Source organism: Acinetobacter sp. ANC 4204, from assembly GCF_002135205.1.
In the GTDB taxonomy this organism is placed as follows: Bacteria; Pseudomonadota; Gammaproteobacteria; order Pseudomonadales; family Moraxellaceae; genus Acinetobacter.
This window is the reverse complement of the sequence record NZ_NEFZ01000004.1, coordinates 87,585-99,914: the sequence shown is the minus strand read 5'-3', so window position 1 is coordinate 99,914 and position 12,330 is coordinate 87,585. Positions and strand designations below refer to the sequence as shown.

Below are 12,330 nucleotides of genomic sequence, written 5' to 3'. Positions count from 1 at the left end.
TAAGGCTCATGTTTTGCAGGGGTTTTTTTCATAATAAAGCTTCTTCATTTATTTAATCATGCGCAAAGATGGGCAAATTAACTCTCGATATTCGTCAGGGTGACGTTCTAAATATTGGTGATTCTCAGATTCGTTTGATTGCGAAATCAGGAAAGTCATCAAGATTGGAAATTACAGCACCTCAAATAATCAATATTTCTCTTGAGCATAATAAATGTGCTTCTTTAATTTTGGAGGCACAAGTGCATGGCTAACATTCTCTATGATTCAGCACGTCAACTCTTTTTAGAGGGGGAGATTAATTGGCTGACTGATACGATTAAATGCATTTTGATTGATGCAGGTGAATATACGTTGGATACATCAACGGACCAATATCTATCTGATATTCCATCCGCTGCGCGTGTAGCCGGACCAGAGCTTTTAATCAACAAGACCACAACAAGTGGTGCAGCTGATGCTGATGATGTGACATTTACCAGTGTAACGGGTGAGTCCATTGAAGCTGTGGTGATCTACAAGGATACAGGTGAGGAAGCCACTAGCCCATTGATTATGTGTATTGACATGGCAACTGGGCTACCTATTACACCAAATGGTGGAGACATGGTGATTGCTTGGGGTGACGATGACAATCGTATCTTCCGTGTTTAATTTGGAATAGGGTGAATTGAAATGGGAATAGATGTTCAGGGTTATGTGGGGGATCCAGAAGGTCAACCTTCTGCTAATTGTAAAGTTTTCATGTTTCTAAGAAGTGATGGCTCATTGCTGGGAAGTGCTGTCACAGATGAGACAGGTAGTTATACCATGACACATACAGGCCAAGTGGATGATTTGGTTTTTATTGTTTGTCTTGATAATGATGAAGTTCCTGATTTTGAAGGGCTTGTATATGACCGAATTACCCTTGTGGACACACCTGAAATCGTGGTGATTAGTTGTGATGGTGCTGTCTCTTGGTTAGATATTTACATTCCTAATCAAACCGTTCCGACTGGAATTGAGATTACTTTCACACTCAATGGTGGTGATTTTACAGATGCATTTATTCGTTTCGATTCAACGAGTTCAACTTTTTATAATGTTGACAATAATGACATAACATCCACAATCAGTGCGGTGCTAGGTTTTTCTATATGGGATCAGACAGACAACCCAGTATCGAGTGAATATGATGGAGTGATTGAGCTATTTTTAATATCCGAACTTATTGAATATCGTGTGAGCAATCTTACTGTCGTTGATAGTGAACTGGAATTTAATATATATCCTCCAGTAGATTGGATGCAGAACCCAACAATCAGTAAAAATAATGATGGTAGTTTCAATGCTTGTTTGTATTATGACACTACTGTTGAAGGGGAAGAAGGAAATACAATTAGTTGCGATGGCGCAACATCATCACTCACAATTTTCCCTGATTTGCCTTATGTGGCAACTGATGAGAGTGACATCTTATGGCAAGTTGAAATTGATGGGATTCTTTATGATGAAAGTATTGGTCCCGCAATGGCAGCTGTAGAAGGTTACAACTATATGGAAGGTTATCTTGAACCCAATCAGGATACTCTTGGAATTACAGGTGAAGCCGCGATTGGTTTGGTCATTACAAGCATCAGTACGACAGATAAGCGTGTACGCCTAATACCTGATAAGGCATTTAGTGTAGAAAGCATAACATTGTCGGGAACCCCAACAGTCAGCATTGATGAATCAACAGGGATTATTAGTTTCTGCCTAGCTGCTGTAAGTGCATAAAACCTCTCTAAAACTGGTGAAAGTCTATTCATTTTATGGCGAGTATTATGGAATTTACATTTGCGTTTAAATCAACAACGACAAAAGGTCTAACAAGTGAGAGCCCAATTAACTTCAGCTTTGAAAGCCAAGAAGCTACGGCTTCAATAGTTTCAGTTGTAGGGTTAGATGCTTGGAAGGCAGGAATCCCTGATATTAAAAATAAAGTCCACTATATTCGCCCTGATGGAAACTCAGATCAATTTCGTAAAGGGGCATGGTGATGACAGAACGTCTACTTCCGCTGGCTGGAATAAACAATGTTCAGGATGATGATGAGCTCAAGCGTGGGGGTGATGCGCCATTCTTATTTGTTCGTGATGCCTTGAATGTTGATATCTCATCGTCGGGTAAAGTGAATTTGCGCCCAGCTGGGGAATTGGTTACATCGTTAAATTATGAGAATTTGTGGCAAAGCCCATTGCATCATGATGTATTTGCAACGCTAGATGGTGAGCTAGTGAAAGTGAATACGCAGACATGGACCTTTGAGAATCTAACATTTGTTGGACAGAATGTTCGATTTGAAGTGATCAATAATTTGGTTTATATCAACGGCTCAAGAGGACTATTTTCTTATAATGGTTTTGCGGTTAGCCCTTTAACCATTGACACACCAGCTTCGCCGTTATTACAGCAGGATGGCAATGGTACACTCAAAACAGGCCAATACGGTGTGGCCATTTCATGGCTTCGTAATGGTGTTGAATCGGCAGTATCGGCAATTTCTCATGTCGAATTAGCTGGGCAGAGTAATTATGACCAGATCAATGACTTAAGCATTAATGTTGCTTTACCATTTTGCATTGATGATACCGTGACAGACGTTGCTATCTATGTGACACAGCGTAATGGCGGTGAGTTATACAAGTTTGGCACTTACCCTGTATCAACCAATCAGGTGTCTATCCACGAGATTAGCCGATTAGGAAAACTTGCAGAGTTTCAGCATTTATCACCAATGCCAAGTGGAAAATTCATGAAATACTGGAATGGTCGTTTGATTACCGCGGAGCGTAATGTAATTAAATTTTCTGAGCCAATGGCATATCATCTTTATGATGAACGCCATGGCTATATGATGATGCCACAGCGGATTACCTTTATTCAGCCTGTTGATGGTGGCATTTGGGTTGGGCAGACTGACCATGTTGCCTTTTTAACTGGGGCTCAGCCAAAGGATATGAGCTATACCCGTAAATCAACTCAAGCCCCAATTTATGATAGCTGTATTTTGGTAGATGCTGATTTGGTTGGAGATGATGTTTCCCAAAACTCTAATGTGGCTTTATGGCTGGCAGAAAATGGATATGTCTTGGGTACAGCTACAGGGCAAATCATCCAGTACCAAGCTGGCAAGCTTCAAGGAATTAGCGCAAAACTTAGCAGGTCTGTAAGGCTAGGGCGTAGGATTATTACCGCAGTAACCTAAGGGAATATTTATTACTTGGGTTGTAAAAATGAAAGCTTTACGCAAAGAAATTCAGCAAAGCCTACATAATGAACTGTTTGATTTGACGGAAGAAGGTTTGTATTTGCCACGACAAGGGATCATGGTGAAGGGGGAGTACTTTGATCGAATCAATGATGGTGAATGGGAGCGCACTCCAAACCTTGTAGTTACAGAAGGTCTAGCTCATATTTTGAATACTGCTTTAGGTAGTACAGCTAAGGCATCCGGATATTACCTTGCCTTATTTAGTGGGGCAACTGCCCCAGCAGCTAACTGGACAGCAGCCAACTTTGCTTCTGTTGCATCCGAAATTGTAAGCACCACTGAAGGGTACACAAATGCCACGCGTCCTGAATGGACACCAGCGAATACCACCACAGGGTCAATTGATAACATGAGTGCAACAGCATCATTAACGATTGCAACAACATCTACGCTCAATGTTACGGGTGCAGCATTGCTGACCAATAGTACACGTGGAGGAACGTCTGGTGTCTTAATTTCGGCAACTAAATTTTCTGCGACACGTACCTTCCAAACTGGCGATGTATATCAAGTGGGTTATCGTTTAAGTCTCACGGTTTAATATGCATAGCCCTAGACCTCATGGTCTCTCGATTAAGGGTGGTGGCGAACTCACTGCAAAAGACAGAACTTATGTTGATGCCGTGGTTCGCAACTTTTTAAATTTTAAAGAAACTTCTAATCTAGAGAGTCTGCGCATGTGTTATGACCTGCCTGATGGTGGGATATTTATCGTGCAATATATGGGCGGAATATTTCGGGTAATCATTGATAAAAGCCCAACAACTACCGAAGCGGCAGAGGACATTGAACAATTAGAAATACCAATGTTGTTTTGTGGTGGTATCAGTAGTGATGCTATTTCAAGCGAAGAAGCACTAGCACTAAAAATTAGTTCATTAACACAACAACGGTTAGTTGGTTATAGTGAAGATGCTGAGCTACCCGAGCAAGATATCAGCTTGAAACGCTTTAATATTAGCGTAAATACAGAAGTCGTCCCTGAATTCGAAAGAGCTTCAACACAATACCAATTGCAACGTCCTACTTGGTACAGTGGGGCAATGGCAGAGGTCATGCAAATTGTTGGGGGCTATGGCAAACAGCCGAAAACAGATGATGAGTCTGGAAGTGGGGCTGACCAAAGTGAGTATGAAACAATTCAATTTACTTTGCCTGAAACCTTAGCCAAAGACATCAATAAAAAATTAATGGGCGTAGGTTTGCCTGGATACACAGGTAAACCTAATGAAGATGGACAATTTCAATATGACTATAAATTTTCTCAAACACACGCTGTAGGTTTTGATACAGATAATTTCCCTTGGCTTATACGTGTTTCTAGTCAAGGAGTGCATGCAATGCCGTTGCCGATTGTGCCAGCAACAGCTACAGATCAGTTTAGAAGCCATATAAACAATAAGGGTGATACAGAGTTATTGGCAGTTTTGGATCGTTTTGGAGCATTGCCAAGTGGAGAATCTTTTCCAATAGATGATGATGAGTTTGAAGCATGGGTTAGAGCTGGTGTTATTATAAAGTTGTGCGAAATGGATGAATTCTATGAAAAAAATGCATACAGTGAGTCGTGCGGATGGTCATTTAATTCAAAAGGCTCGATAGGCTTTAATACTTGCTATAACGTAGAAAATGGTTACAAAGTTGGTTATGCATATCGTCTTGATATTAGCCTACAAACTTCTGAATACACCCGAGGTTGGATCAATAAAGTTTCAGTTCCTAGTGAAAGTGTAGAAGCGGTCTCTTCTTATTTATCTCAGCTTATTCCACTATTAGATGACGCCACAAAATCCCTTGCAATTAAATATAAACTTCGTCGATCGCTGGATATCGTAATCGAAAGAGCATCCACAAGTGCTGTCAATAGCAGTGAGGTGGATTATTGGGACAGTTTAGAGTTGGCACCAATCTCCAATCATACAGCGAGTTTAATCAGTGCTGGTGAAGGGTATCTTTATTATAATAGTTCTTATCAAACAGAAGGTGAGAACTCATCAATTGTTCTGGCAGAAGAAAAAGCTTCTGAATCAAATAATAATTCTAAAACACTGATTCAATATTTAATGGATAATTTAAAAGGAGTAAATAAAACCAATTCCCCACCTATTCTGCGCTTTCCAAATCCATCTGCAGATTATTCATTTGATGAATTCTCATTTACCTCAATCAATCAAGATCCACAAAGCTGTGACACTATAGTATTTGGGTATTTCATTGGAGACGATTTAAAAGTTGTTAAGTACTTTCTCGATTGGGATGCATATAAGAAAGATACGTTAGATGGGCTTAAATCCACAATGATAACAGGAACATTTGAGCGAGCAATTACCAGTGCACCATCTACTGCTCAAGGATATTTTTATACCACTGATTTAGATTTAAGAGATGATACTTATCTTTATAAATATACGAAAACTTATGACGGAACCCATACGGGTACGAGTGGGGTGTATTTCGTCAGTGGCTACATCTATAAGAATGAAATGTGGCAACAAAAATATACATTCAAACTAACATCACGTCGTTGCTTGGATATTTCATTAATTATTCCATACTTCAGTCGTAACAATTGTTTAATTGCTACAGAAGAATTTAAACCACTTGAGACATCATGTTACTGGACAAATGACCAAACAGACCACCAGCGCTATTACTATGGCATGAGAATGGTTGCGGCAAATGATTGGCGAATCACTGAAGAAGTTGATATGTCTATTTATAATCCTTCAATTATTGGAACTATTCTAGACAAACCCTCTTGGCAATCCGTTGGATCAAAGTTCGATACAACAAATCTTGTGACTAAACCACCTTATGGAACAGCAGTACTTACTTATGATGAGCCTCAAACAACATCATTAAAGGCAGCAACTTTATACGGTACTCCGTTAAGTGATGCCTTACTCATTGCAGATACAACCAATAGAAACAGTTACTTTTCTACCGATGCATATTTAGATGGCTGTAAGGTTGTTTTTGGTACACAGCAATATGCGAACATTGGTTTAAGCACAACCGCTGACGATCGCCAATCTTGGGGATCAACAATCTTTTCTGACAGCACAACGGCTCAACATTTTATCGGAGTTATCAATGAGTAATTATCGGGATGACTCCCATGAAATAATGGTGGCGTCGAACTCTGTTTTAGATCTTGCGATTGGTGTAACCGTAGATTCTGCAATGATTGCAGATACATCCAAAGCGATTATTTCACTTATTGTGGCTGATAGCGCAAAGATTGCTGATGATTCTACAAACGTACTTTTACAATTAGTTGAAGATGATGCTGTATTGATTGTTGATAACGCGATCATTCATTTTTCACAATTAATGGAGGATGGGGCTGTTATCAGTGATGACGTATTGTCATATAAGATTGCTAACGATTTTGTTAAAGAAACCATTAATGTTCAGGATAAGGTTCAGGCTAATAAAAATATAAGTGTATTGATTACTGATGCTTTAGCGATATCTGAGCAGTTTACCGAAAAAACCATAGCGCTTATAAGCGATACCATTCAAATTAATAGTCAAGTAACACAGTTGATTCAGCGTACACAGATCATTACTGAACAGCGAAAAATCACAGATATTATTTCAACAATCGCTGTAACGACTCATTTATTTCAAGATCAATTGATCACAATTGATGCCGTATTAGATCAGCAGTCATCCTCAACCATCAGCGATCAAGTTCAGATTAAAAGTGAAGTTTTTAGTTTTAACCAGGCATCAATTTTGGTTGAAAATAAAGCGAAGATTGCAGATAAAAATTTATTCGTATATTCAGAGTATATCGAAGACGACTTATATGTCGTTGATGCTGCCAATGAGCAAACACGAATATCTGAGTTGATCGTTGACCAAGTGCCGATTTCAGATGTGCTGCAGTCACAGATTGTCTTTTCGCAAAAAATCACTGATCAACTGATCATCAGGGATGTAACCCAAGGAAGTCTTATTGCAAATCAGACTATTCATGATTATTTCTTTATTGATGACCTGATTTTAAATCAGCCGTTAAGTGGTTATGCGTGGACGTCTAATGCGGATAACTGGGCAATGAGTCGTTATGATGGTTTTAACTATAGCGACTTAGCAGTAGTTGATGGTGTTTTATATGGTGTGGCAGAGGATGGCCTGTATCGTTTGAATGCTCGTAACCATGTAGAAGGAAAATTGACCACAGGCAAGATTGATTTAGGTCGAGGGCAATTGATTCACCCTTTGGCTGCCTATCTTGAATACGAACTATTCGGAAACTCCAAAGCGTTGCAAGTTGCCATAACGACAACCCAAAGTGGTAGTGAGCAAACCTACAACTATGTACTTCCAACTGAGAAAGCTGACTACCTGACCAACGGACGTGTTTTGTTTGGACGTGGTTTGCGTGGTCGTCACTTTAAATTTGAAATCAAAATATCAGGTGAGCACGGTTATATCAATGACTTGAATATTGATGTAGCTGCCACAAAACGGAGAGTTTAATATGGCTGGAACCATTATTCCTCAGATTGATACTGTGACGGAAGAGGTTACGGGAAAATTCGATTATTTTGAAAGCAAGGTTAATAGTTTCTCTAGTGACTTAGCAGAAGCCCTGAGTAACATCACCAATATTACTATTGATAGTGTAGATGAACCTTTGGATCTTGCTACACCGGGTGAGTCAGGTTTTGAGCCATTAGAGGGTTTAACAGCACCCGAATTAACGGTTGATCGCCCTGAAGCACCTGTCATTGACCTTGATATTCAGAAGCCTAAAGAGATGCTTAGCCCTGAATTTACTGGGTTAAGTATAGATATTCCTGATGCTCCTATTTTCTCTGAGAACTTATCGACACCTGATTTTCTTGATGCATCTACATTGCCTGAATTTGATACAACGATTAGTTTGCCAACAGCACCAACATTCAATATTCAGAATTTTGATGCAGGTGCCTTACCAAGCAAAATCAATTTAAGCAATTTGATTACAGAATTAGATTTAAGTGATTTGGATTTTCCGACCACGCCTGATGCTCCTGTATTGAATTTACCGACAGCACCAAGCATGACTGATATAGCGGTTCCATTCAGACCAGAAATTGATGATGATATTGAGATGCCAGCAGCACCAACAATCATCATTCCAGAAATGGATGTAATGGAAAAAATTCAATTACCTGACTTCGAATATGAGGAAATTCTGGTATTTGAAGGGACTGCACCTGTTTTCAATGCAACCATTCCAGACAACCTTGATGTTATTTTATCGAATACCCAAGCGGTTGTATCAAAGGATTACTATACAGCTAATGTGGATAATGTCGTTAAACCTTTGGTCACTGAAATTCGTCAATGGTTAGATGGTTCTCATGTTGGATTAGGGTTGCCTCTGGTGGTAGAGGAAGCGCTATTTAACCGAGCGCGTGAGCGTAATAATGCTGAAACAGAAAGAGCTGTTCAAGAAATCACTGAAACATGGGCCAGCCGTGGTTTTTCACTTCCTCAAGGTGCATTAGACAAGCAGATAGCTGTTATCCGTGAACAAGGTCGGCTGAATACGGCTGAATTGAATCGTGACATCATGATCCAGTCTTTTGATAAGCAGCTTGAGCATATTCGTTTCCTCACAGAGCAAGGAATGGCTTTGGAGAAAATGAAGCAAGATATGTGGTTGGCCTATGTGTCGAATACGATGGAGATGGCTAAATTTCAAATAGATAGCAAAATTAGTATTTTAAATGCTCAAATTAGTATTTTTAATGCACAAAATTCTGCATTTGAAAGTTTAATCAGTGTTTATAAGACCAAAATTGAAGCAACAATTTCGCGTATCAGTGCTTATAAAACCATGCTGGATGCACAAGCGGTTATCGGTCAGTTAAATCAACAAAAAGTAGATGTTTTTAAAGCGAAAATCGAAGCCGTTATGACTAATGTTGAAGTTTATAAGGCTTTAGTGCAGGGTGCTACTGCAAGGGCTGGATTGATTGCAACAAAATTCGATGCGTATAAATCTGAGGTGCAAGCATATTCTGAACAGATCGGTGCGGAAAAACTCAAAGTCGATGCTTATGATTCGCAAATTAAGGCAGAGACCTCAAAAACATCTATGTATGAATCACTTGCACGCATGTATGCAGCGACGGTTGAGGGGGTTTCAGCGAAAGCCAATCTAAAGTCAAAGCAGATTGAACTTAATCTTGAGGCTGCACGGGTAAAAATATCTGAATATCAAGCCAATATTGAAGCGTACAAGTCTGAAATAGATGCAAAAATGGGTGTTATTCAAAGCAATACCACTGCTTTTAACTCCAAGGTTGAATTATTTAAAGCGCAAGCTGAAGTTGAAACCTCTAGACTATCAACTCAAGCCAGTGTTGTTGATTCAATCTCGCGTACAAAAATTTCATATGCTGATGCGCAAGCCAAATATGCTGAAATGCGAATGCGGGTAAATATTGCTAATAGTGAATCTTTGGCGCGTTTTGCGGAAATGAAGACTCGTATTGCCATTGCTGTGAGTGATGCACATTCACGCTATGCAGACCTAAGCCTAAGAACGACGATTGCGAATGCTGATGTGTACAACCGCTACATTGAATCGCGGTCGCGTGTTTCTATTTCGAATGCTGAAATGCAAGCTCGATATGCTGATATGAACAGTAGAACCAATATTGCATTTGCAGAAACTCAATCACGTTACAACGATATGGTTCTCCGCACACAGATTGCCAATGCTGAAACTCAGTCACGTTATGCTGATATGAATGTTCGTACCAATATTGCCTTTTCTGAAATGCAGTTAAAAGAGTATGAAGCTAAAATGCAAAATGCGATTCAAAAAGCACAGCTTGCTTTGGAAGCTGCTAAAGCGGTCGGACAGTACTCATCTCAATTGGCTGCTGGTGCTATGTCAGCAATGCATGTATCTGCAAGTATCGGAGCGAATGCTTCAATTAGTGGTAGTGCCTCTGAGAGTACCAGTACAAACCACAACTATTCATATTAACCCTGTAAGGCTAACGCCTACAGCATGTGTTGATTAAACATACATGATATTTGTATTGGAATAAGTATCATGTATGGCTTAAAAAAGCGTTCAAAGCAGGATGAAAATGGACTAATTCAAGGTGCAGGTACTGGCACTTCTGATGATGTTTATAAAAATGTTCCAGCTGGTAGTTATATTATGCCTGCTGATTCGACTCAGCAGATTGGTACCAATAATTTAAAAAATATGGGGAGTCCCACGCCAGTTAATCTCAGTAACGGTGAGTTCCAACTCTCGCCTGACCAAGTTCATTCGGTTGGTGTGCAAACTCTTGATGCCATGAAAGATCAGACACATATGCCTGTTAATCAACCTCAATTGGGTTTTAAGCCTGGTCAAAATAAACCTGAGTTATTTTTTGCAAATGGTGGACTGGTACCAAGTGCCTACCCAAGTGCAGATGATATTCGTCGTGCACAACAAAATAGAATTGGTGGGCCACAAATGCGTGATGTCACACCAATTAATCGTCAACTTCCAGCAACATCAACTGCACCTTCAACAACCAGCTCACCATTAGCAGGTCCAAGTAATCCAGCACCAACACAAGGTGGAGGCTTTGGCGCAGGTATGAGAAACTTCGTGAATAACAGTAAATTTGCAAAAGGTGTTGGGTATTTGGGTGCCGCATCTTCTTTATTTGCAAATGCCGCTACACCAAGTGAAGATTATCGAGAGCGATTTGGTATCGGGGATCAATCAACAGAAGATTTAGGTACAGTTAAGGGATTTGCGAAAGACTTTGGTGTTCGTGCATTAGGTTACGCATCCGATTTAGGTAATGCTTTAACTTTTGGACAAGCTGGACGTTTTTATGCAGATAAACAGCGTATCGCAAGTGAAGCAAAAGCAGCTCAACCCGAATTTAATGCTAAACAAAATAATCCAAATACTGTTGTAAACAATCCATTTGGCAATAATAAAACATCACCTACTACACAGACACAGCCTGTATCCCAGACTTCATCAAATCCTACGTTGAACGCTGATCCTTATGCGATTCAACAAAAGGGAAACAGCTTTAGTTATGCTAATCCTGCTGCAGCTGCTCAAGCACGTGCAAATGGAGTGCGGGAAGGCGAAGGATTAGGGCTCAAAGTGCGACCTGCAAATGATCCAAAAGGTGTTGCAAACTTTATGCAAAATACCCGTGAGATGGGGCCAACAGAACAACAGGTTCAAAATGCATTTGCACAAAATGAAATGAATATAGGCATGCAAGGTTTTGGTGGGCGCCAAAGACAGATAGAAGCTCCTCTACGTACCGATGCACAGGAGGCAGAACGTCAAAATGTAATACGCGCTGCAAGTAAGACGATCAAAGGTGCAAATGGATTAACAGCAAATCAAATGCGAATCCTATCGGATTTACAGCAAGGAGAAGATAACCGCGCAAATCAGCGATATACCACTGATGCGAATAACCAAGCATCGTTACAACGGGAGGCAATGGGTCAAGAAGCACAGAATTACCGTACTGAACTAGGTGAGCAAGGCACCAATAACCGATTTAATGCGAATCTAGGTCTTGATGCTCAGAAATTTCAAGCAACAAACGATTTAGCTAACCGCGAATTTAATTTGAATGCCACTGAAAAAGGTTTTGGCATTCGCAACTCCGCAAGAATGGAAAAGCTGTATGAACAATATGATTCTGCGAAATCGGATGAAGATCGTAAATCCATTCAAGAAAAAATTAATCGTTATGCAGGTAATAAAGCAGATACTGGTAAAGACCGTTTCATGACAGTAGGCGGTGGACAACAATGGGATGATAAGGCAGGCGGAACGCTCACTCAACCACAAAGATTATTTGATACTCAGACACAGCAATTTGTCGATACCCAAATTAATAATCAAACCAGTAATGGTCCAAAAGTAGGACAAGTTCAAGGTGGTTATAAATTCAAAGGGGGTGATCCGAATAGTCCATCTTCTTGGGAGGCTATTTAAAAATCTTATCCCCCTCTAAGGTTCGACTAAAAAGTGC

The 12,330-nt window shown here is 40.0% G+C and carries 10 protein-coding genes; all 10 read left to right on the top strand.

Going from position 1 to position 12,330, the window contains the following annotated elements; genetic code table 11:
* Positions 1–68: 68 nt before the first annotated feature.
* The 10 genes from B9T36_RS09620 to B9T36_RS09575 all read left to right on the top strand — a co-directional run bounded on the left by B9T36_RS09620 (position 69) and on the right by B9T36_RS09575 (position 12,293).
* Positions 69–254 (top strand): hypothetical protein, encoded by a 186-nt coding sequence (locus tag B9T36_RS09620; protein WP_086209275.1) that lies wholly within the window; start codon positions 69–71, stop codon positions 252–254.
* Entirely contained in the window at positions 247–654 is a 408-nt protein-coding gene (locus B9T36_RS09615) for a hypothetical protein (RefSeq protein ID WP_086209274.1), read from the top strand. The genes B9T36_RS09620 and B9T36_RS09615 overlap by 8 nt, the downstream gene beginning before the upstream one ends.
* Before the next feature lie 21 nt (positions 655–675).
* A complete protein-coding gene (locus B9T36_RS09610; protein ID WP_086209273.1) occupies positions 676–1,761 on the top strand; it encodes a hypothetical protein in 1,086 nt (361 codons plus the stop codon).
* A gap of 47 nt (positions 1,762–1,808) precedes the next feature.
* Positions 1,809–2,024, top strand: coding sequence for a hypothetical protein (locus B9T36_RS09605; protein ID WP_086209272.1), 216 nt, complete (start codon positions 1,809–1,811; stop codon positions 2,022–2,024).
* Positions 2,024–3,232, top strand: coding sequence for a hypothetical protein (locus B9T36_RS09600; RefSeq protein WP_086209271.1), 1,209 nt, complete (start codon positions 2,024–2,026; stop codon positions 3,230–3,232). The genes B9T36_RS09605 and B9T36_RS09600 overlap by 1 nt, the downstream gene beginning before the upstream one ends.
* 28 nt (positions 3,233–3,260) lie before the next feature.
* Positions 3,261–3,839: a hypothetical protein gene (locus B9T36_RS09595; protein ID WP_086209270.1), complete on the top strand. Its 579-nt coding sequence runs from the start codon at positions 3,261–3,263 to the stop codon at positions 3,837–3,839.
* A 1-nt stretch (position 3,840) separates the two neighbouring features.
* A complete protein-coding gene (locus tag B9T36_RS09590; protein WP_086209269.1) occupies positions 3,841–6,399 on the top strand; it encodes a hypothetical protein in 2,559 nt (852 codons plus the stop codon).
* Complete coding sequence (locus B9T36_RS09585) at positions 6,392–7,789, top strand: hypothetical protein (protein WP_139841357.1); 1,398 nt, start codon at positions 6,392–6,394, stop codon at positions 7,787–7,789. The genes B9T36_RS09590 and B9T36_RS09585 overlap by 8 nt, the downstream gene beginning before the upstream one ends.
* 1 nt (position 7,790) lies before the next feature.
* Complete coding sequence (locus tag B9T36_RS09580) at positions 7,791–10,298, top strand: hypothetical protein (protein WP_086209267.1); 2,508 nt, start codon at positions 7,791–7,793, stop codon at positions 10,296–10,298.
* A gap of 69 nt (positions 10,299–10,367) precedes the next feature.
* On the top strand, positions 10,368–12,293 hold the full coding sequence (locus tag B9T36_RS09575) for a hypothetical protein (protein WP_228146993.1): 1,926 nt from the start codon (positions 10,368–10,370) through the stop codon (positions 12,291–12,293).
* The last annotated feature ends 37 nt before the right edge of the window (positions 12,294–12,330 follow it).